Origin of the sequence: Rhizobium sp. LjRoot258 (genome assembly GCF_964254185.1) — a bacterium.
In the GTDB taxonomy this organism is placed as follows: Bacteria; Pseudomonadota; Alphaproteobacteria; order Rhizobiales; family Rhizobiaceae; genus Rhizobium.
On sequence record NZ_CAXUST020000002.1, the window covers coordinates 887,819 to 906,844 of the forward strand.

Genomic DNA, 19,026 nt, shown 5'->3' on the forward strand with positions numbered 1-19,026 from the left:
GCCGCAATCTTCAGTCCACGGATATCAAGAGCGCGAAGGGCTGTGTTCGAAATGCTGTCTCGATGTCGATTGCCGGCCCGCTGTCAACCGCGCTGTCAGCCAGGATATCTTGGCGCGGCGTGTTGAGCTGAGCGGGCAGCTCAATCCGGGTATCACTCCAATAGCCAGGTTTCGTGCGCAATGTGATCGCATCGATGTGCCGCGAAATCAGTCGGGGAACGATCGTTATGGAAAACTGCCGCTGGTCGTGACGGGCGAACGCGACGATATGCCGGTGCCTTTGCCCTCGCACGTTAAGGGGCAGGTAGTCGCCGCGATCATAGAGTTCGGGCCGCGCGTGACGAAGCTTGAGGCCCGTTGCGATCAATGTCTGCTTTCTCTGCCAGACATCTCCACCGTCCGCGGCTTTTGACGATAACATGACCTCCAAGCGGCGGAAGTCGACAGGCCGACGATTGTCGGGATCAACGAGGCTGAGTTCCGGTCCCTCCGATCCCTGGTAGATGTCAGGCACGCCGGGGATCGTTAGCTTGAGCAATGTCTGGGCCAGGCTGTTCAATTGTCCAGCAGCAATGATGCGCCTTATCGCGCGATCGAAGTCATTGCGAAACGCTTGGTTCTCCTCGCACAATAGCGCGCCTGCAAAGTCAAGGACCGCGGTCTCGTAGCGCTCATTTGGTTCGCCCCAGTCAGTATATGTCTTGGCCTCCCGGATGGCTTTTTGCGCATAGTTTTTGAAACGGTCGCTCAACACGCCATCGATGTCTTCGATATCCTCAGGCCAGATGCCCGCCAGAGCCTGGTAGAGCATCCATTGTGTATTGGGTTCGGGCCATGGTCCGTCTGCAGTATCGACAATGAAAGCCCGATTGAGCTGTTGCCATCGGTCGAAACCGGCCAACCATTCCGCTGCATGTTCGGTCAGGGCATAGAGGCGCGCGCGCGCATCTTCGCCACGCTTGGTGTCATGTGTCGAGGTTGCCGACAGCCCTTGCTGCAGTATCGCACGTTCGCACATCGTCCTGTGAAAATCGTCCGGCTCACTGCCGAGCGTGGCCGGGTCACCGCCGACTTCATTCAGCCCAAGCAAGCGATTGTAGCGATAAAATAGCGTGTCCTCCATCGCCTTTGCCATCACCGGGCCGCTCAGCTGCTGCAAACGCCTGCGAAGTTCGAGAGCATTGGCGTTGTCATCAGGGTCGAGGATCGCGCGGCCGATCACCCAAACAGCTTCAGGTTCTTCGGCCTTCCAAGCCGCATCGGCGAGCACGTTTTCGAACAGGACCCGGTCGGGGCCCTCCAGCGAGCCTGTCGCGCCGTAGGTTCGGTAGACTGGAAACGCCACCAGGATGCCGGCGATCGCCTCGTCGGCGGTGGCGCGCTGCAATTGAGGCGCCACTGTCATGGCAAGATCGGTCAGCCTGGCGCGCTCACCGGCAAAGTTGCGTTCCACCATGGCGCGCTTGGCCTCTCTCCTGCCAAGGTCAAAGTCCGCGCGTGTCGGCGCCACTGCTCGATAAGCCTTATCGAGCAACTCAAGGCCTTCTCGCTCAACGAACAGCTCTGCGAAGCTTGCAATGACTTCATATCCAGTTGTGCCGGCCACGGGCCAAGCCGGTGGCATCGTCTCGTTTTGCGCGAGAATCTTCTCGACAATTATGTATGCGCTCGGACCAACAGCCTTCAGAAGTTTTGCAAGATAGTCGGCCGGATCGGAAAGGCCGTCCACGTGATCAACGCGAAAGCCCTGGACCTGCCCTGAGTGGACAAGTTCAATGATCAGCCGATGCGTCTCGTTGAAAACGTCTTGATCTTCGATGCGAAGCCCGACCAGGCCGGCGACTTCAAAGAACCGCCTGTAACTGAGGCACCTTCGAGCGTCCTTCCACGGGATGAAGTGCCAGTGCTGCTCCCGGTGCAGAGCTTCGATGAATGCGTGATCGGCGGCAAGTTCGTCGAGGCAGGCACGACGAGAGCTTACCAGAGCCATGATCCGCGCAGCGCTCTCCGGCCGCAACGGGTAGGAAAGCGTGCCATGCGTAAGGCCAGCCTTCCCAGTCGCGGACTGGCCAGAAAGTCCGATGGAGCCGGACGCCAGGGCTTGCGGAAATGGATCGTCGAGAACGGGGAGAGTGATTGGTCCGGTCCAATCGACATCGAAATAGGTTGCGTAAGGACTATCGGGGCCGAGCTCGAGCAGGCTGCGCCACCAAGGGTTTTCAAGCGAGGCAGCCATGTGATTGGGTACAATGTCGAGGATAAGCTGCATTTCAGCTGCCTTGAGTGCCGCTACCAGGCGTTCAAAACCGCCGGGTCCTCCGATCGCCGGATCAATTTGATTTGGGTCCACAATGTCGTAGCCGTGGGTCGACCCTTCCGTCGCCATGAAGAGAGGGGACGCATATAGGTGACTGACCCCGATCCTCTTGAGATAGGGGATGATCGAACAGGCGTCTGCGAACGTCATTCCATTCCGAAATTGCAGCCGATACGTTGATGTTGGCACCTGCATGGAGGCCTCGCGTAACCCCGAAACGGGTGCAGTCCTGTGAAGCGCGCCGTGCCTCTTGTGGTCAAATGCAGCAAAGCGGTCCAGGCGAAACAGCCATGCACCTTCTTTGTTCCGAGGATCATGACGGCCGCAGCCAGCGCTGGGGCTCAGAGATCCGCGATCGACGCTTCCAGGGACACGACGCGACAAACCGCGCTTGGCGGTCTCTCAACCGCCAGCGCCCGGTGGAGCGTCATTTTCAAGGTGCTCCTTATATTGGACGGTTTCGTCCTCGTTGGTGTCGATGGCCGCGGAGGGCTTGATGAGCAATCGGACACCAGGTCCGCCGTCGACCGGTCCTTCGTCGAAGAACATGACACCCGCTGTCGTGAGGACCCGAACGAGCGCTTCGGTTTCCGGGGACGGGCTGACCAGTTCGCCCGGCTGGCTCTCCAGCCGGTCGATGACTGATAAAGACAGGCCAGACGCCTCGGCCAGTTGGCTTGGCTCCCATCGCAGCAAAGCCCTTGCCGCTTTAAGCTGCTCGCTTGACACCATCAGACCATCCTTGATGGATCAACGCGGGCAGGCAGCGACATATCTGCGGCCATAGGCGTCGCGGTAGTAGCACTGGCCAGGCCGACCGGCGACATTGCCGATAACGGCACCGGCCGCGCCACCGACGACAGCACCGATTGCGGCCCCTCGTACATTGCCGGTCGCGACACCTCCAACAACAGCGCCCGTCGCAGCGCCAATTCCAGCACCCTGTTCAGTGGGAGTGCATCCAACAACCGCCGCTGCAGCAAGAAGCGAAATCACAATCTGCCTCATCCTATGTTCCTTCCTGACGTTCGCATATCATCAGCCTCAAAAGAAGGAGATAGGGGCCGGAGGGAGAAAGCAACGCATCGCGCCACTGACCGAACCACAGCGGGAACGAGGCGGTCGCCGGCCGGGGCGAACCGGCGGCTGATGGCTCTCGCCAGAATTGATCTCCGGCTCTCGTCAGGCGCCGACCGGGCCGGCACTTTGATCGGGGCGGTACGCACCGAATGCCTCGTCCGGATCGAGGCAATATCAACGCCTCATTGGCTCTTGAAAGACCAAGCGCGCACGGCCGAAGTCGGTGCGCGAGCAGGCCACATGCTGCGCCCTCGTCGGTACCGCATGATGAAACTCCGGCGCGCGGGCAGCATTGTTTGGCAATCGATCGGCTACTTGATCGCAATGCCTTCATCGACGAGGCTCGACTTCAGTCGATCAATGACATCGTGGCGTGTCTCGGTCCATTCGCGCGTCCTTACCCAGTACTCAACCTTCAGGACAGTCTGATCGGCTGTCAGATCGTCAGCGAAAACCCGCGGAGCAGGTTCTGCCCTCACTCTCTCGTCAGATGAAACGATCCCCAGAACCGCCTGTTTTGCCACTCCAAGGTCCGCTTCATTGGCGATGGCAATGGACAGTTCCTGGCGCCGATTTGCCTCGCGGCTGTGATTGACGATCGGGGTGTTCCAAAGTGTTGAATTGGGCGCCATGAGATATAACCCATCGGTCGTCTTCATCTCGGTGGCGAAGAGGCTTATCTCGCGGATGAACCCTTTAACGTTTGCCGTCTCGATATATTCTCCAACGCGGAAGGGCCGCAAGACGAGAAGCATAATACCTGCCGCAATGTTTTGTAGCGTGCCTTGCAGTGCAAGGCCAAGGGCGAGACCCGCGGCACCCAGAGCAGCGATGATCGAGGCGGTCTGAACGCCAAACTGCCCAAGCACCGTCACGAAGACCAAAATGAGCAGTCCATAGTGGAAAAGGTTCTGGAAGAAGCGCGCCAGCGTCTCATCGATTCCATGGATCCTCGAGATCACGCGAAAGGCCGAGCGGCTGATCACGCCTGAGAGTATCCAACCGCCGACGAGAAGCACAATCGCGCCCAGGATCGAGAAGCCGTATGTTACCGCAAGGGCAGTGGCCTGATCAAAGGCGGTTTGCGTGGCAAGGACCACATTTGCGGACTGATTTTCCATGAGATTACCCGTGACTGTCGAAATAGCGTTACAAGTGGCATAACTGCCGGGAGGTGGATCAAGTGCGGCCGCCGGCTGGTGGCTCGTGTGGCGGCGTCGCGTGAGTGAAACGGTTGTTGTTTCAAGATGGTTCCCAGGGTAGCTCCAAAGGCCGTCGCACGAAGCTCCGACCGACAGACGGAGCGCTCGGGCCAACCCGATACACGTCGCAATGCTTTGGTGTGGGTCTCGGGGCTTCGCGATTGACACGGGCGTTCTTGTTTGGTCGCAAGCTGCGCGTTTAATGCATAGCCTGGAGCTGTAACGGGTGAAGATGCCTGGAAATTGATCAGAGCGCCTCGGCCCTTCAGCGATCCACGGAAACCCTATCCGACGCTGTCCCCGTTCACGATGGCCTGGCACATGAGGCAGGAACTTTGTCGGCCGCGGACAGTTACTTCGCTTAAGACAAAGGAGAAGAAAAATGCCCGCAAAATCCAAAGCGCAGCAGAAGGCAGCCGGTGCAGCCCTTGCGGCAAAGCGGGGTCAAACACCAAAGAGCAGGCTCAAGGGGGCATCCAAAGAAATGGTGGACTCCATGAGCGAAAAACAACTCGAGGAGTTTGCTTCGACAAAACGGCGCGGAAAGCCAGAGCGCGTCCCGCACTAACGCCACGCAACCGTGCTGCGCTGGCTTTCGCCGATCGAGATCGCGCCCAATGCGCGACAATTCCACGCGGGCCGGTAGCAGCGAGAGCTTCCGTCTTACCATATGGGCAGGAAGCAGGAGCAGAACCATGCTCAAATCGTTCATCAAAGAGATCATAGGGGCTTCTCCGGCACTCTACGATCCATGCCCAAGTCTTCTCTCGTTTCGCAAGAAGTGCCACGTCCTTGTCCTGTTCGAGGGCTCGGCTGATGACCGCTGCGAATTGCAGGAGGAATATCTTGCAAACCAGCATGAAGCGCTGGCATCGCGGGACATTGCACTCTTGCGTGTCGCCGGCGGCGGCGTTTTCTCCAGTTTCGAAGCCTCCGCTGATATTAGCGCGGACCAGATCCGCGCGGATCTTGACGGTCCTTCGCCTGAGGAATTCGAGGCCATACTCGTCAGCCCTGACGGTGCCATAAAGTTTCGCTCGGGGCGACCAGTCAGCGTTCAGCATGTCATAGACTTGATCGACAGATTACCTCTCAGCATCGAGTAGCATCGCGGTCGCACGCGCGTGAGGGCTGGTGCGCAATCCAAGATCTGACAGTAGGTGCTGGCGGGCGCGATTGACACGGCTCTTGATCGACCAAGGGACAGCGAAAACGCGTTGTCGCTTCCGCATAGGTGCGGCCATTCGGGCCAGCAGAAGGGGAACAGATCATCGCCTCGTCAGTTAGGATTTTACGCAAGAGGAGCACCTCGATGGTTGATCTAACAGGACAAACAATCAGCGCGATTTTCGATCACGAGCGGGATGCAGAGCACGCCGCCAACGAAGTGATTGCCTCGGGAATTGCAAACGATGCCGTAACCATCACCCGCGGACATGGCACCGATACGCTTCCGAAGGATCATGGAGGCTTTCTGGACGCAGTCGAAAAATTCTTCTTCACCCAAGAGCAACGAAACGTCTACGCCGAAGCGCTTAGGCGCGGAGGGTTTCTTGTCAGCGTGCAGGTCAAGGACCAAGCTCAACATGACGCGGTCCTGAAGATCCTGGCTGACAAGGGAAGCATTGATATCGATGAACGCGCCGAGCAGTGGCGCGCGCAGGGATGGCAATAAGACGTTGGCCAACGAGGTCTGGCCTCAATTTGTCTTCTGACCGCCTGTTCGGTGTTGCGTTCAGAACCCTACTGCGGTTCAGGCAGATTATGCTGCTGACCCGGAGCCTTGCTCGGAGGGATGACGCGCAGGGTACCGGTGGAAGGCGCTCGTTGCTCCAGACCCTCGTCGCCCGATGCCGGCGGTATGAGCACGCCATTGCAACGGGATAAATCGACATCACTGCCGCGGCGAGAACGTGAACCTTCCTGCAATTGCTGTTGTGACGGAGCCTGACAGTATCCTGGAGACGGCCTTGTCGTGCTTTGAGCAAAGGCGTTCGTGGTGACAAGCAGAACCAGACCGGCAGTGATGTTGCGCATGAATTGCATCAAGCATCCTCCGCAGCAGGTGACGGCGAGGGCTGCAGCGTCGCCTTCTATGAGCTGGACGCTAACGCTCAAAACTTGCCACGTTCCCGATAGATGCGTCGTCCGAGACATGCCGCCCCAACTCCAGCCTCACCAGAAGCGGCAAATGGTCCGACGCTCGCCGCGTCAGTGGGTCAGCCGTGATCGCCACGGAAGCGACATGCAGTTCCTTTGATACGAAAACATGATCGATGCGCAGCAGCGGATATCGCGATGGAAATGTCGGCCGCGGCTTGGTTCCTGCCAACAACTGGGCGTCGCGAAAATGCGTCGTCAAGCTTTTGTAAGCTGGCGAGGATGGAATGGCGTTCAAGTCCCCACAGACGACCGCCGGAAAGGCCTGGAATTGCGCGTTTCCGATCCAGCCGTCGCTGAGGAGCGCTGACACTTGCCGGTTGCGGTCCCGGTTTCTGAGGCCAAGGTGTGTGTTGAGCACATTAAGGGGCCATCCGTGGACGTCAACCTGCACCCAGATTGCCCCGCGGGTCTCGCCGATCGACGGCAGGGGAGCAGCCCTCATCAGGCGCGTGGGAAGCGCGGTGACGATCGCATCGCCATAGCGTTCCTCTTCAACATGCAGCGCCGGGTGAAAATGGGCTTCCATCTTCAGCAGCGTCGCGATCATCTCCGCCTGATCGATCCCGCCTGTCCGCTTTCGTCCAACATCGAGCTCCTGGAGCGCGATGATGTCGGCCTCTGATCGTGCGATGACCGCTGCGATCCGATGCGGATCAATCCGCCGATCCGTGCCGACGCAGCTGTGAACATTGTAGGTGAGAACCTTGATCTCGCGCCGGTCAGACGGCGAGAGGGCAGATGCGATTGTGCTCATGCAGCGGGGAACCCGCCTGAGCTTATTTCGTTCCCACTAGCAAAGGGATCAACACTAAGCGGAACTTTCATGTCGGTCAGGCGCGGTTTCATCAACACAGCCCTCATTCTAGGCCTGCTGCTCGCCGCCTACTTGCTCTACAAAGTCTTCAGCCGGTATTCGCTTGGTGAGATCATGCAGTCGCTCGGGGCTATCTCCACGTCCCGATTGATTTTAGCTGTCGGCTTTTGCGCTCTTTCCTACCTGTGCCTCAGCGGCTTCGACTGGATGGCTTTGCGCTACGCAGGCAAACCGCTAAGCTACCCGAAGGCAGCGCTTGCCTCGTTTACCAGTCTTTCGATCGGGCATAACCTCGGTGTTGCGGCTCTGAGCAGCGGTGCAGTGCGCTATCGCTACTATGCGCGGTGGGGATTGAATGCGGGAGAGGTCGCCAAGGTTATCCTGTTTTGCGGTGTAACGGTCGGGGTAGGGCTGTCGACCCTGGCCGGCATCGCGCTTCTGGGCAATCCCAGGAATGCAAGCAATTTGCTTCACGTCGGCGCTGACGCTCTCGTTTGGCTCGGCCTTCTTTGTCTCGCGTTTCCGGTGGTTTACGTCGTCCTTGCCGGCACTTTACGTGCTCCGCTGCGCGTATGGAAGTGGCGCTTTGAGATGCCGGACCTCAAGCTTGCAATTGGACAGATCATCATCGGCACGCTCAATTTCATCTGTGTTGCCGCCTGCCTGCATCAGGTGTTGACGGCCGGCGTGGATTCAAGCTTCGTTCAAACGGCGACGGCCTACGTGCTTGCGAATATCGCCGTCCTCGCAACCCATGTGCCCGGTGGCCTTGGTGTGCTGGAAGCCACGGTCAGTCATGTCCTGCCGGGTTCAGCCTCGATCGGGGCGCTCGTCGCGTTCCGGGTAATCTACTTCCTGCTACCGCTCTTGATCGGCCTGACGGTCTTTGCTGCAAGCGAATTGGTCATTCGCAAGCGCAGCACCGCTCGCTCAAAGAAGCGCGCTCAAAAGTCGCCCCAAACGCAGACGCAGCTTTTGTAATGGCCAATACGGACGCCGGGGATCGACAAGTGCGGTTCCTACGAAAGGGGATGTATCGCGGCGATGGATGTTAATCTCGAACTGTCTCAGGCCGCGTGCGTCGGTGTTGAGCGTTGCGATCGCAGCAAGCATCGATTGTCGTGACCGCTCAGTCTCGCCTACAAGTGCTGGACTGGTGCCCAAATGTTCCGCGATCAGCCGGTGACGCAGGCAGCTGATCGCGCGCTGATGAGCCTCACAATCAGCCTCCAGGGCGAGATCACATTCGGTGTCCAGGCCTTCCGACCGGTTGTTGAGATTGGACGATCCAATGCGCACGAAGCGGTCGTCGACGATGACAAGCTTCGAATGAACGACAAGTTCCTGCTCGCCGCCGTCTGCGTCGGGCACAACGGCGTACATCACTCTCAGCCGATCATAGCGGTCGACGCGCTTCAAGCGTCGGATCAGCCTGTCGCGAGTGTTTCCCATCGCAAGCTTCTCGATGAAGCCGTGCGAACTCTTCGTCACCACCACGGCTATCTCAGGCCCGTCTGGGTCCTTCAACCGCTTCGCGATTGCCCTGGCGACACCGGAGGATGCAAGGTATTGGGTTTCGATATAGATGTGTTTGCGCGCCGCAGCGATTGCGTCGCGCGTAAGCTGGAAGGCCTCGTAGCGCCCACGCTTGCCGATCAGGCCCGGTTCCGTCAAAGCGATCGCAGCAGGCGTCGCCACCATGTCGGGAACCAAAGCAGGCCAGCTGGCGCACGGTTCTGCCATCGGCGCGATTATTTCACCGGTCGCCTTTTTCCAGCGCCTGCGCGCAACGTCCCCGATCATGAGCGCCACCTCACCAGAAACAGCGCACTGGATATCGTGGACGGGTCCGTAAGGCGTGCCGTCCGGCGAACACCTCAGGGGATTTACAGCGCGGTGGTCCGGCTCGTCCCATCGCCTGGCCGTAAGGTCGATCCCGCCTAAGAAGGCGAGATTGCCGTCTATCGAGACGAGCTTCTGGTGGTGACACCCGCGGAGCGGATGCCGGAAGTCGAAACGCATCGAAATCCGCGGGTGGATGGAAACTGCGCTCCGGCGAAAAAGCCGCAGCGACTTGCCGGAATAAATCGGACCCATGCCCCAAACCAAAATCCTGACCTGCAGCTGCGGGTGTTCCTCCACCAAGGACAAGAGCAGTTCGCCGAGCCTTTGCGAGCTCACATGTGGCTTTAGGGCGATATCGGGATTGAAATCCCAACCAACGATCCAGATCTCGTGCCGTGCCTGTCTCAGCGCCTGATCAAGTGCGGAAAAATAGGCCGCGCCGTCGACAAGAAATGCTGCCTTGTCAGCGACGCCGGCGCGCCAGGCATTGCGGCCGGGTTGGATGACCTGATGTGAAGATGTCCTCCTCGGCAAACGTCGGAAGACGGAGGCGACGACTTGGAGCGTATCAGCCGCTTTGGAGGCGTCGCCCGTGGATTGATAATCCAGCATTTTGCCTTGTTTTTCCTGTGCCTTGGGTGTCTCGGCCTAACGCGCGAAGGGCCGCGCATGTTCCAAGGACAAATGACAAGCGTTGTGCAACAGAATCGGAACTTGAAATGTTCGCTCCTAAGATGCGGCTATCACGCTTTGCGGACTTCTGATCGGTGGCAAACTGATGCGCGGCTCCTCGAACGCGCGTTCGGCTGCGGCTCTTACGCGCGCAAGATCGGCTTGACCGGGCGGCAGGAATGCCAGTGCGGCGTTGGGTGTCACCTGCCCGATTTGAGCCATAGCTGCTTTTGCCTTTCGTTGGTCATGGCAGGCGAGGAGCACCCGCGTCCACCCGCCGCCAGAACGCGCGATACCTCGAGGCAAATGCCGGAATTTGCCCCCGTGACGATAAAACACTTTCCCGTCAGGTCGGGAACATCGGCTCGGCGAAGCCCTTTCCCGCGTTTTCAAATATGATTGCTCCCTTTGTAATCGTCGCTGTTCGGGTTCGGGGCCGAGCCGCCCTTTCATCCTGACGCTCGTGGACTTTGCCTAAGCGACGCAGATGCCGGGCACAGCCACCTTCTGGAAGAGATGTGGGGAGGCGACGGCCGAGGATGGATAGGCCGAGAGCTTGGCTCTGAACTCTGGATGCGTGAACGCAGCCCGAAAGTCAGCGGTCGATTCCCAGACGGCATAGTTGAGGTAGGTCGGGCTTTCGCCGATCGCGCGGTGAAGCTGTGTCGAGATGAAGCCCGGCTGCCGTTTCATGAAGCCCGCATCGGCCTGCCATGCATCGAGGAAGGTCTGCTCGTCGGCATTGTCGAGCGTAAAGAGATTGATGAGGACGATGGAGGACGCATCGAGCGCGATCTGACGTTCGATCGGAAAGGCGGGGTCCATTGGGCGCATAAGCGACATGGCTTGCTCCTTGGGTTGGCAGTATGGTGTCAATCTGGTAATAAGGACACATATTTTAGTTGACACCATGATGTCAATAAAGATATACGGTGACAAATGCACGAGCCCAACAGAACCCCGGCCGGAACAGCCTTGAACGAGCTTATTCTGGACCTATTCAGACTCAACAACCGAATGATCAACGCGGGCGACAAACTCGTTGACGGCCTTGGCCTGACTAGCGCCCGCTGGCAGGTTTTGGGCACCGTAATCGCAGCGGATCGACCGCAGCCAGTTGCATGGCTTGCGCGCGATATGGGAGCCAACCGCCAGAACGTCCAGCGCATCGTCAACGATCTGGAGAAGGAAGGGCTTGTTGCGTTCCACTCCAACCCGCACCACCGGCGTGCGCAACTCGTCGTATTGACGGACAAGGGAAGACAGACATTCGACGCCGCCATGCGCTTGCAAGCCCCCTGGGTCAACGGGCTTTCGCAAGGGCTTTCGGTCGAGGACATTAAAACGACGCACACCGTCATGAAGGCGCTGCGGAACAAACTGGAAGGCAATGGAGATGGTGAAGAGCAGGCCTGATCGCTACGGCGCAATAGCCGTCTCGACCCACTGGCTGAGCGCCATTCTGATCCTCGCTCTCCTCGGCTCCGGTTTCCGGGCAGCCTATGCCATGGACGCCGCCGCCAAGGCAGGGTTCCTGCGTTTCCACATTCCGGTGGCGATCGTCGTCCTGATTCTGACGGCTCTTCGCATTGTCTGGTGGTGGCGTTTCGATCAGAAGCCGCTACCCTTGGACGGGTCACCTCGCTGGCAGGAGCGCATCGCGCGCGCGGTTCACGCCTCCTTCTACATTGTCATTCTCGGCATGGTCGCCAGCGGCATCGGGCTGATGGTCCTGAGCGGTGCAGCACCTGCGGTCTTCGGCGAGTCTGGTGCGGTGTTGCCAAACTTCGCTGAGTATCCGCCACGGGTACCCCATGGCCTGGGCGCGTTCTTGATCGTCGGGCTGTTGATATTCCACGCTGGGGCAGGCCTCTACCACGAGTTCGTTCGTCGTGACAGGTTGCTCCGGCGGATGTGGTATGGCGGTTGATTATATCCGTTTGAATGTCCCGAATTCACGCCTCGCACCAGCACGAGCGGCTGCCTTGGCTGTTCGACATGTGCCACTGCGTTATAGACCGGCGTGCCCCGCGGCGTCTTCCCGTTGTAGCGTCCGCCATACGCATGACCATGAACGACGGCCACAAAATTGAAGCGGTAAATGGTTTCGGCCAGCCCGGATTCGCGCTCCACGGTCTCGACCATGCATCACTCACCTGCGCCGGACCAGCCCTCACTTCGGCCTTAGGAGGACGAGACTGCGGGGCTCCAGCGGATAGTCTTCTGCCTGAGAAAGGTCGGCAGCAACAACGCTGGGATCGGCGGTCGTCAGCTCAAGAACCCAACCGGTTCCAACAGGCGGCAAATTAAAGATTACCTGGCCATCGTGTGGGTTGAAAAGGAATAGCAGGTCATTCCATTCCTCCTCATCACCATGTTCGTCACACGACAGCCGCAGTCCGATTGTCGTGCTTCCCTCGTCGTCCCAGTGCTCGTCGGTCTGTTCCCCGCCGGTCGGGTTCAGCCAGGTAATGCCGATCCCATTACGCCAGCTTTCTCGACGCAGGAGTGGTTGGCTTTGGCGAAGTGCGATCAGCCTTGCGGTGAATTCCCGAAGTTCGTTTGCACTGTCTGGGAGGTGTTGCCAGTGAAACCAGCTGACCTCGCTATCCTGGCAGTAGCCGTTGTTGTTGCCCATCTGGCTGCGGCCGAACTCGTCTCCGGCCAGCAGCATGGGCACGCCATGGGAGAAAAAGAGCGTGGCAAGAAAGTTCCGTTTCTGACGCTCACGGACCAGATTTATGCCAGCGTCATCGGTTGGTCCCTCGGTGCCGTAGTTGAAACTCCGATTGTGGTCATGGCCGTCCTGGTTGTCCTCGCCGTTCGCCTCATTGTGCTTGTCGTTATACGAAACCAAATCATTCAGCGTGAAACCATCATGGGCGGTCACGAAGTTGACGCTCGCCCACGGCCTGCGCCCACGAAAGTCATAAATGTCGCCGGAGCCAAGAATTCGGGCGGCAAAATCGCGGGCCATGCCGTCCTCGTCCTTCCAATAGTCGCGCATCGTGTCGCGATATTTATCGTTCCATTCCGACCAGCCGGGTGGGAAGCCTCCAACCTGATAGCCGCCCGGACCGATATCCCAGGGCTCGCCTATGAGCTTGAGGCGGGAAAGGACGGGATCTTGACCAACAGCATCAAAGAAGCCGCCACGCTGATCAAATCCCTCCGGTTCGCGCCCGAGTATGGTGCCGAGGTCGAAACGAAAGCCGTCAACATTCATCACCTCTGCCCAATAGCGCAGGGAGTCCGTGATCATCTGCAGAACGCGCGGATGCGAAGTGTTCACCGTATTGCCGGTGCCGGTGTCATTGATGTAGTAGCGCGGCTCGCCGGCCAAAGTCCGATAATAGGAGAAGTTGTCGATGCCCTTGAAGGAGAGGGTCGGGCCAAGTTCGTTGCCCTCGGCAGTGTGATTGTAGACGACGTCGAGAATGACTTCGATGCCGGCGTCGTGAAAGGCGCGGACCATATCGCGAAATCCGGCAAGCCCGCGTGGACCATAGTATCGCGATGCGGGAGCGAAGAAACCAATAGTGTTGTAGCCCCAGTAATTTCTCAGACCATTGTCGAGGAGGTGAGGGTCGTCCGGAAAATAGTGGACAGGCAGCAGTTCGATCGAGCTCACGCCAAGGCTCTTCACATACTGCACGATATCCTGTTCCGCGAGCCCCTCGAATGTTCCACGCAGATTCTTCGGAATGGTCGGATGAAGCTTGGTCATCCCTTTGACATGGGCCTCGTAGAAAATAGTGCGTGACCAGGGCGTTCCCGGTCTCGCGTCCTTTTCACTGAAGTCGGCCGGATCCACGACCCGACATTTCGGCATGTCCGGAGCGCTGTCTGCGTCGTTGAAGGAAAGATCCTTCTCTTCGCTCTCGAGATCATAAGCGAAGGTGGTCTGACCCCAATTCACCTCGCCGACGATCTCCCGCGCGTAGGGATCGAGCAGCAGCTTGCTGGGATTGAAACGATGGCCGCTTTCGGGTTCGTAGGGCCCGTGGACCCGGTAGCCATAAAGCACGCCCGGCTTCAGACCGGGAATATGGCCATGCCAGATCTCATTGGTGTATTCGGGAAGGGAGATTCGGGTTTCATTGCGACCCTCAACGTCGAAGAGGCAAAGCTCCACCCGTTCGGCATGGGCGGAAAACAACGCAAAGTTAACCCCGCCTTCAGTCGGCGTTGCGCCGAGCATCGTGAAGTCACCGGGTTCGGTGTCGTGTACAGGTTTATGTGCCATAAAAGCCCCGCATTTAATCGGCGGGACAGGAACACGGATCTTCTGCGTTTGTTCCGAGAGGCACTCCTATTGCGCGTTCTGCACGGCCGAGTACCAAAGCGATGAAAGGAGCGCGATTTCATACGAATGCCAAACGGTCCGCAGCAGTGCTCTTTGCGTCGCGCAATTCTTTCAATGGCAAGCCGCGCTGGGGCCAATCCATCAGGCGGCAACGCACTGTCCGTTGCCTAGAGGCCATCTCGGCGCCGCTTTGTAGCGTTCCTTAAAATATCCAGGTTACGTCGCGTTTCCAGCCAGTAGTCGAGATAACCGACGCAAATGTAAAGCCACCTCTTGCCGCTGGTGACGGCGACGATCAGTAGCAGCGCAGTCAGAATGAATGTTGTCATCGTTCGGTCCTCCCTCACGATGAAAAACCAACAAGCAGCGCCAAGGTTCCATGCTTGAAGACGCCCTCAAAGCAAAGGAATGGATACAGCCAATTGTGGCGCCGTGACAGATCGTCCAGGCCAGCATCGTACGTGAATGCCGGAGGTGTGCGTCGTGATCGCGACGCCCGGACAAGGCTGGAAAAATGCCTCCTTTGAGAGGCTGACGATTTGTCTCTATCCATATCTGCCATGCTCGTGCCGAAATTTACTGCTGTTGGCTTCTTTCCTGAACCACGGGGGCGCCGCATGGAATTCATCAATCGCTACGTTGATCGACCGTTGCTTGACGGAGCGTCGAGCGCGATGCGCGCTTGGCATGTCCGCACCGGTCAATCCCCGGAGAGACTTGGTCCTAGCTGGAATCTTGCCGTGCTGTTTGTGCTGCTGGCACTGAGCGTCCGATTTCTTTCTGGCACCGGGCTCGTGCTGGGTGCTGCCACTTTGGTAATGCTCTCTCTGCCTTCGGCGTTTAAACTCATGTCCAATCGCGCTAGCCAATTTTACAACGCACGTGCTTATCGTGCGCTGGCCACACTGGCATTGAGAAAACGCGAAACCGAGTGGGCACTACGCTTGATGATCCTGCTGATCTCCGCCTGCCTGCCAATTCTCAGCCGATCCAATGACCCTGCGGGCAGCTCGTTTCTCCTCGGCGCCAGCCTTTGGTTCGTCCTGACAGCGCCAGCAAACACATATCTGCAGGCCGCCGAGCCTCCACAGCCGAGCGATGGGGAGCCAAGCTTCAGATCAGAGCGTTCGTTGCAATTCGGCTCGTAAAGGCGCGTACCGAGGCTAGAGCACGTCCGTTTTAATCGAGGTCATATCCGGCTGCCGCGAAGTCAAACGCGACACCATCAAATAGCACGCTTGATGCACCGCCCGAAGGCAGCGTGATTCAAACCGAACACTGAGCCGGAAACTCCAATCTTCCCAAAACCAATTCGTCTCAAACCGTTCGACGACGCATGCTCTCCCGATTGTTGAAGAACAGCAACACCGGTCGTACGCGCACGGTGACCGCGACCGATGGTTATACCGTTGATCTCGATGGCGAAGTCCTCGATCGGCCACGAAACGGTGCCATACGGCGACAAACGGATCAAAGTCCAGACGGGAACGTTGACTGGTGCTCCGTCAACGGACGTAACGACGGCAGGACGATCTGTCTCTATGTGCTGCCCAGAAGCATTTAACCCATGGACTTTGACCCGATTAGCGATCCCCAATTGCCACCGCGTTTGCACCCGACCCACCAAAGACTTGCTTTTTCGCACCGCGCTTCGTCCATGATGGCCGACGAAAGAAGCGGTTTTCCGCACATATTCCCTTGCCGTTGCGGAATTCCGTCTGACGAGCTATAAAGCCAAAGTGCGATATTTCGCACGAATCTTACATATGAGCGGAATTCCGCATGATACATACAATTTTCACGACCCTCGGCGCGCAACTTCGTACGGTTCGGAAGCGACGCGGCCTCAGTCAGACTGATCTCGGAACACGACTCGGGCGCGATCGAGCTCGCGTATCCGAGCTCGAACGTGACCTAGCAAACAATCGCTTAGGACGCGATCGACTGACCCTTTTTGCCGAAATTTGCGATGCCCTCGACCTCGTGCCGGTGCTGGTGCCAAGGCCGCGCGTGAGCGAAGTGCGCCAGCTCATCGACGAAGGGACCTCGGAAGGCCGGCGCTCGAGACAGGTGCCAACGGCATTCGATGAGCTTTTCGTAGATCTTGATGAGGATGATGAAGAGGAGAGGTGATGGCGAAGGTTCCCGCAATACTCGGTGTCTATCTTCTTGATCACGCGCTCGGTACGATCAGGGCAGGGACCTTGACGCGCGATGCCGATGGTGGCGTCGCGTTCGTCGTAGCGGAGAGCTATTTACGTCACGCAAAACGGCCGATTCTAAGCCTCGGTTGGCACGACCCCAATGATGATGAACGCACGCGCGATCGCCTCGCAAGCAGAGCAGATAAAATCGGGCTGCATGGTACCTTGCCGCCATGGTTTTCCGGATTGTTGCCTGAAGGCGCTCTGCGAGAACTGGTCCTGACCGAGATGGGGCCGGGTGATCACGACGAGTTCGACGTCCTGACCCGGTTGGGCGCTGATCTGCCGGGCGCCGTCCTTGTTGTTCCGGAGACCGGCGTGCCGCCGTCTGCGGGCCCACTCACGCTCCAGAATGTCCAGGGCTTTAAGGCAGCTCTGCCAGAAGGGACCATAAAATTCTCGCTTGCCGGCGTTCAGCTGAAGTTTTCGGCCAACCCAGAGGGCGAGCGGCTGACCGTTCCTGGTCGCGGCGATACCGGTCGTTGTATCATAAAAGTGGGGAGCGACAGGTTCCCTGGCCTCCCCGAAGCCGAATATGCGGCTATGCAACTGGCTGGAATGATCGGGGTCAGGACAGCCAACTGCCGTCTCGTTCCTCGCGAGGCAATTGAAGGCGTCCCGGCTGAACTCTTGGCGCATGGTAAGAATGTACTCGTCGTCGATCGCTTTGATCGCACTGAGGATGGCCGCGGACGTATTCACATCGAGGATGCGGGACAGATCCTCGGCGCGATCGGTGACCGGAAGTACACGCTGGCAACCACGGAAACCGTCATAAATATGGTTCGACGCTTCAGCTCCGATCATCGCGACGACATCATGGAGGCTGTTCGCCGTGTCGTTGCCGATGTCCTGCTTGGAAACGGCGACAACCATCTGAAGAACTGGTCTTTTTTCTTTCCGCGACCAAATGAGATCCGGCTCTCGCCGGCCTACGATATCGTGCCGACAATCTTCTACATGCCGGCAGACACAATGGCTCTCAGGTTCGTCAAAACACAAAACTTCGAAAACGTGAACCTTCGTCGTTTCGAACGCGTTGCAAGTTTTCTCCGGCTCGACCCCAAATGGATCACCCGCGAGGTGACGACGGTGGTGAAACGCGCACTTGAATTATGGCCGTCAGCGGTGCCCGAACTGCTCGGGGAGGAGCGAGCAAAGCAGATCATCGACCGGCTCGACACGCTGAAGCTTGTCGGCGAGGTCCGAGGCTGACGTGATAGCTGGCGTCGCGTTGCGACTTTCCCGCCGTGGCGGCCTCGCTGCAGCACGCATCTGGAACCAATTTGCCAGTCCATCGTTGTGATTCCACGCAATGATGGAGGTGAAAATGCTTTACTATGCGTTGGTGTTCCTGGTCGTAGCTCTGATTGCGGGTGTTCTGGGATTTGGCGGAATAGCAGGAGCATCCGCGTCGATCGCCCAGATACTGTTTTTCGTGTTCCTCGTCCTCTTTGTTGTTTCGCTTGTCATGCGCGGGGTTCGACGCTGACGCTTGGACGGGTTTAACGATTGCATTGACGTAGATCCGATCCGGTCATGTTACTGCTTATTCGAAGACGCGTTGCGGTCGCGACGCGTCTTCGTCGCGTCGATGCTTGCTGCAGGTCGATGCATCGGTGAAGGCGCGGTCCGACGGTTGAGGGAGGCTCGGCCGCCTGGCTGGCGGCCGTTGCTTGTCAATTCGCGAACTACGCCGCCGCCTTCGCATTGGCGACCGCAACGGCAAGCTGCGTCAGCTTCTTGTCGGTCGCCTCCTCCTCGGCGAGGCTTTGCTTGAGGAGCGGAATCGCATTCTTGAGCCCGAGTTGATTTGCCCAGGCAATCAGCGTGCCATAGCGGGCGATCTCATAGTGTTCGACGGCCTGTGCGGAAGAGATGATGCCTGCGTCGAGGGCCGGAGAGCCCTTGAACTCTTCCATAATCTCCTCGCCTTCCGCGATTATGCCCTGAATAGCCTCGCAGGTCTTGCCGCGGGCGGGTTTGCCAAGCATTTCGAACACCTGCTCCAGACGCTCGACCTGGCCTTGTGTTTCATCGCGATGCTTCTGGAAGCCAGCCTTGCCTTCCTCCGATTGCGCGGCGCGCGCCATCTTTGGAAGAGCTCGAAGAATTTGCTTCTCGGCGTAGTACATATCTTTGAGCGTATCGAGGAAAAGATCGTCCAGCGTCTTTTGGGTTGCCATATCGTCCTCCTTTGGGGGTTATGCCGTGCGAGAACTCTCCCGGAAGCCATATGTTCCAAAACTAAGAATGAAACATCATTCATCTCTCAGGGGCAGATGTTGAGGACAGACGAGGCTCCTGTGGGGGCCGCTGGCGCGACCAGCCATGCCGCTTGCGAAGCGGTTTTCAATGCGGACTTTCGGGGGGGCTTGATTTTCAGGCATTGGGCTGTTGTCCCATATCGATCGTCGGCCAGC

20 protein-coding genes are annotated in these 19,026 nt (G+C 58.4%); 10 read left to right on the top strand and 10 right to left on the bottom strand.

Annotated features, from left to right (window positions below):
• Positions 1 to 10: 10 nt before the first annotated feature.
• The 4 genes from treY to ACSQ9D_RS25015 form a co-directional block, all read right to left on the bottom strand.
• The gene (treY, locus tag ACSQ9D_RS25000) at positions 11 to 2,512 is read right to left on the bottom strand and encodes a malto-oligosyltrehalose synthase (RefSeq protein ID WP_436284565.1); all 2,502 of its coding nucleotides are present in this window, start codon (positions 2,510 to 2,512) and stop codon (positions 11 to 13) included.
• Between the two features lie 207 nt (positions 2,513 to 2,719).
• Positions 2,720 to 3,049, bottom strand: a complete 330-nt coding sequence (locus ACSQ9D_RS25005; RefSeq protein WP_436284566.1) for a hypothetical protein — start codon at positions 3,047 to 3,049, stop codon at positions 2,720 to 2,722.
• Positions 3,050 to 3,067: 18 nt separating this feature from the next.
• On the bottom strand, positions 3,068 to 3,325 hold the full coding sequence (locus ACSQ9D_RS25010; RefSeq protein ID WP_436284567.1) for a YMGG-like glycine zipper-containing protein: 258 nt from the start codon (positions 3,323 to 3,325) through the stop codon (positions 3,068 to 3,070).
• A 383-nt stretch (positions 3,326 to 3,708) separates the two neighbouring features.
• Positions 3,709 to 4,518, bottom strand: coding sequence for a mechanosensitive ion channel family protein (locus ACSQ9D_RS25015; protein WP_436284568.1), 810 nt, complete (start codon positions 4,516 to 4,518; stop codon positions 3,709 to 3,711).
• A gap of 463 nt (positions 4,519 to 4,981) precedes the next feature.
• Between ACSQ9D_RS25015 and ACSQ9D_RS25020 the strand changes: the two genes are divergently transcribed.
• The 3 genes from ACSQ9D_RS25020 to ACSQ9D_RS25030 all read left to right on the top strand — a co-directional run bounded on the left by ACSQ9D_RS25020 (position 4,982) and on the right by ACSQ9D_RS25030 (position 6,274).
• Positions 4,982 to 5,167: a DUF3008 family protein gene (locus tag ACSQ9D_RS25020; RefSeq protein WP_436284569.1), complete on the top strand. Its 186-nt coding sequence runs from the start codon at positions 4,982 to 4,984 to the stop codon at positions 5,165 to 5,167.
• Positions 5,168 to 5,294: 127 nt separating this feature from the next.
• Positions 5,295 to 5,705 carry a DUF4174 domain-containing protein gene (locus ACSQ9D_RS25025; RefSeq protein ID WP_436284570.1) on the top strand — a complete coding sequence of 137 codons (411 nt, stop codon included), beginning with the start codon at positions 5,295 to 5,297 and terminating at the stop codon, positions 5,703 to 5,705.
• 206 nt (positions 5,706 to 5,911) lie between these two features.
• Entirely contained in the window at positions 5,912 to 6,274 is a 363-nt protein-coding gene (locus ACSQ9D_RS25030) for a hypothetical protein (protein ID WP_436284571.1), read from the top strand.
• A 432-nt stretch (positions 6,275 to 6,706) separates the two neighbouring features.
• On the opposite strand, the gene ACSQ9D_RS25035 is transcribed toward ACSQ9D_RS25030, so the two are convergent.
• Entirely contained in the window at positions 6,707 to 7,516 is an 810-nt protein-coding gene (locus ACSQ9D_RS25035; protein ID WP_436284572.1) for an endonuclease/exonuclease/phosphatase family protein, read from the bottom strand.
• 69 nt (positions 7,517 to 7,585) lie between these two features.
• Here ACSQ9D_RS25035 and ACSQ9D_RS25040 point away from each other — a divergent pair, with 69 nt between their 5' ends.
• Positions 7,586 to 8,557, top strand: a complete 972-nt coding sequence (locus tag ACSQ9D_RS25040; protein WP_436284573.1) for a lysylphosphatidylglycerol synthase domain-containing protein — start codon at positions 7,586 to 7,588, stop codon at positions 8,555 to 8,557.
• Here ACSQ9D_RS25040 and ACSQ9D_RS25045 read toward each other — a convergent pair.
• Both ACSQ9D_RS25045 and ACSQ9D_RS25050 read right to left on the bottom strand, forming a co-directional pair.
• Positions 8,507 to 10,033, bottom strand: a complete 1,527-nt coding sequence (locus tag ACSQ9D_RS25045; RefSeq protein ID WP_436284574.1) for a phospholipase D-like domain-containing protein — start codon at positions 10,031 to 10,033, stop codon at positions 8,507 to 8,509. The genes ACSQ9D_RS25040 and ACSQ9D_RS25045 overlap by 51 nt on opposite strands.
• Before the next feature lie 534 nt (positions 10,034 to 10,567).
• Positions 10,568 to 10,936, bottom strand: coding sequence for an antibiotic biosynthesis monooxygenase family protein (locus tag ACSQ9D_RS25050; RefSeq protein WP_436284575.1), 369 nt, complete (start codon positions 10,934 to 10,936; stop codon positions 10,568 to 10,570).
• Between the two features lie 96 nt (positions 10,937 to 11,032).
• Between ACSQ9D_RS25050 and ACSQ9D_RS25055 the strand changes: the two genes are divergently transcribed.
• Together ACSQ9D_RS25055 and ACSQ9D_RS25060 are read left to right on the top strand one after the other, a co-directional pair.
• Positions 11,033 to 11,509, top strand: a complete 477-nt coding sequence (locus tag ACSQ9D_RS25055; RefSeq protein ID WP_436284576.1) for a MarR family winged helix-turn-helix transcriptional regulator — start codon at positions 11,033 to 11,035, stop codon at positions 11,507 to 11,509.
• Entirely contained in the window at positions 11,490 to 12,023 is a 534-nt protein-coding gene (locus ACSQ9D_RS25060; protein WP_436284577.1) for a cytochrome b, read from the top strand. Before ACSQ9D_RS25055 ends, ACSQ9D_RS25060 begins: the two co-directional genes overlap by 20 nt.
• A 243-nt stretch (positions 12,024 to 12,266) precedes the next feature.
• Here ACSQ9D_RS25060 and glgX read toward each other — a convergent pair whose 3' ends face one another.
• Together glgX and ACSQ9D_RS25070 are read right to left on the bottom strand one after the other, a co-directional pair.
• Positions 12,267 to 14,339 carry a glycogen debranching protein GlgX gene (gene glgX, locus ACSQ9D_RS25065; RefSeq protein WP_436284578.1) on the bottom strand — a complete coding sequence of 691 codons (2,073 nt, stop codon included), beginning with the start codon at positions 14,337 to 14,339 and terminating at the stop codon, positions 12,267 to 12,269.
• A gap of 227 nt (positions 14,340 to 14,566) precedes the next feature.
• The gene (locus ACSQ9D_RS25070) at positions 14,567 to 14,728 is read right to left on the bottom strand and encodes a hypothetical protein (RefSeq protein ID WP_436284579.1); all 162 of its coding nucleotides are present in this window, start codon (positions 14,726 to 14,728) and stop codon (positions 14,567 to 14,569) included.
• A gap of 288 nt (positions 14,729 to 15,016) precedes the next feature.
• On the opposite strand from ACSQ9D_RS25070, the gene ACSQ9D_RS25075 reads away from it, so the two are divergent.
• From ACSQ9D_RS25075 to ACSQ9D_RS25090, 4 genes are all read left to right on the top strand, one after another.
• Positions 15,017 to 15,547, top strand: coding sequence for a hypothetical protein (locus tag ACSQ9D_RS25075; protein WP_436284580.1), 531 nt, complete (start codon positions 15,017 to 15,019; stop codon positions 15,545 to 15,547).
• Positions 15,548 to 16,181: 634 nt separating this feature from the next.
• Complete coding sequence (locus ACSQ9D_RS25080; protein WP_436284581.1) at positions 16,182 to 16,532, top strand: helix-turn-helix domain-containing protein; 351 nt, start codon at positions 16,182 to 16,184, stop codon at positions 16,530 to 16,532.
• Complete coding sequence (locus tag ACSQ9D_RS25085) at positions 16,532 to 17,818, top strand: type II toxin-antitoxin system HipA family toxin (RefSeq protein WP_436284582.1); 1,287 nt, start codon at positions 16,532 to 16,534, stop codon at positions 17,816 to 17,818. Before ACSQ9D_RS25080 ends, ACSQ9D_RS25085 begins: the two co-directional genes overlap by 1 nt.
• Before the next feature lie 115 nt (positions 17,819 to 17,933).
• Positions 17,934 to 18,095 (top strand): DUF1328 domain-containing protein, encoded by a 162-nt coding sequence (locus ACSQ9D_RS25090; protein WP_436284583.1) that lies wholly within the window; start codon positions 17,934 to 17,936, stop codon positions 18,093 to 18,095.
• A 199-nt stretch (positions 18,096 to 18,294) separates the two neighbouring features.
• On the opposite strand, the gene ACSQ9D_RS25095 is transcribed toward ACSQ9D_RS25090, so the two are convergent.
• On the bottom strand, positions 18,295 to 18,789 hold the full coding sequence (locus ACSQ9D_RS25095) for a ferritin-like domain-containing protein (RefSeq protein WP_436284584.1): 495 nt from the start codon (positions 18,787 to 18,789) through the stop codon (positions 18,295 to 18,297).
• Between the last annotated feature and the right edge of the window lie 237 nt (positions 18,790 to 19,026).

What these genes read in the sequence shown, in the direction of transcription:
- treY (WP_436284565.1), bottom strand. Translation starts at nt 2,512, where the DNA reads ATGCAGGTGCCAACATCAACGTATCGGCTGCAATTTCGGAATGGAATG.
- ACSQ9D_RS25005 (WP_436284566.1), bottom strand. Translation starts at nt 3,049, where the DNA reads ATGGTGTCAAGCGAGCAGCTTAAAGCGGCAAGGGCTTTGCTGCGATGG.
- ACSQ9D_RS25010 (WP_436284567.1), bottom strand. Translation starts at nt 3,325, where the DNA reads ATGAGGCAGATTGTGATTTCGCTTCTTGCTGCAGCGGCGGTTGTTGGA.
- ACSQ9D_RS25015 (WP_436284568.1), bottom strand. Translation starts at nt 4,518, where the DNA reads ATGGAAAATCAGTCCGCAAATGTGGTCCTTGCCACGCAAACCGCCTTT.
- ACSQ9D_RS25020 (WP_436284569.1), top strand. Translation starts at nt 4,982, where the DNA reads ATGCCCGCAAAATCCAAAGCGCAGCAGAAGGCAGCCGGTGCAGCCCTT.
- ACSQ9D_RS25025 (WP_436284570.1), top strand. Translation starts at nt 5,295, where the DNA reads ATGCTCAAATCGTTCATCAAAGAGATCATAGGGGCTTCTCCGGCACTC.
- ACSQ9D_RS25030 (WP_436284571.1), top strand. Translation starts at nt 5,912, where the DNA reads ATGGTTGATCTAACAGGACAAACAATCAGCGCGATTTTCGATCACGAG.
- ACSQ9D_RS25035 (WP_436284572.1), bottom strand. Translation starts at nt 7,516, where the DNA reads ATGAGCACAATCGCATCTGCCCTCTCGCCGTCTGACCGGCGCGAGATC.
- ACSQ9D_RS25040 (WP_436284573.1), top strand. Translation starts at nt 7,586, where the DNA reads ATGTCGGTCAGGCGCGGTTTCATCAACACAGCCCTCATTCTAGGCCTG.
- ACSQ9D_RS25045 (WP_436284574.1), bottom strand. Translation starts at nt 10,033, where the DNA reads ATGCTGGATTATCAATCCACGGGCGACGCCTCCAAAGCGGCTGATACG.
- ACSQ9D_RS25050 (WP_436284575.1), bottom strand. Translation starts at nt 10,936, where the DNA reads ATGTCGCTTATGCGCCCAATGGACCCCGCCTTTCCGATCGAACGTCAG.
- ACSQ9D_RS25055 (WP_436284576.1), top strand. Translation starts at nt 11,033, where the DNA reads ATGCACGAGCCCAACAGAACCCCGGCCGGAACAGCCTTGAACGAGCTT.
- ACSQ9D_RS25060 (WP_436284577.1), top strand. Translation starts at nt 11,490, where the DNA reads ATGGTGAAGAGCAGGCCTGATCGCTACGGCGCAATAGCCGTCTCGACC.
- glgX (WP_436284578.1), bottom strand. Translation starts at nt 14,339, where the DNA reads ATGGCACATAAACCTGTACACGACACCGAACCCGGTGACTTCACGATG.
- ACSQ9D_RS25070 (WP_436284579.1), bottom strand. Translation starts at nt 14,728, where the DNA reads ATGACAACATTCATTCTGACTGCGCTGCTACTGATCGTCGCCGTCACC.
- ACSQ9D_RS25075 (WP_436284580.1), top strand. Translation starts at nt 15,017, where the DNA reads ATGGAATTCATCAATCGCTACGTTGATCGACCGTTGCTTGACGGAGCG.
- ACSQ9D_RS25080 (WP_436284581.1), top strand. Translation starts at nt 16,182, where the DNA reads ATGATACATACAATTTTCACGACCCTCGGCGCGCAACTTCGTACGGTT.
- ACSQ9D_RS25085 (WP_436284582.1), top strand. Translation starts at nt 16,532, where the DNA reads ATGGCGAAGGTTCCCGCAATACTCGGTGTCTATCTTCTTGATCACGCG.
- ACSQ9D_RS25090 (WP_436284583.1), top strand. Translation starts at nt 17,934, where the DNA reads ATGCTTTACTATGCGTTGGTGTTCCTGGTCGTAGCTCTGATTGCGGGT.
- ACSQ9D_RS25095 (WP_436284584.1), bottom strand. Translation starts at nt 18,789, where the DNA reads ATGGCAACCCAAAAGACGCTGGACGATCTTTTCCTCGATACGCTCAAA.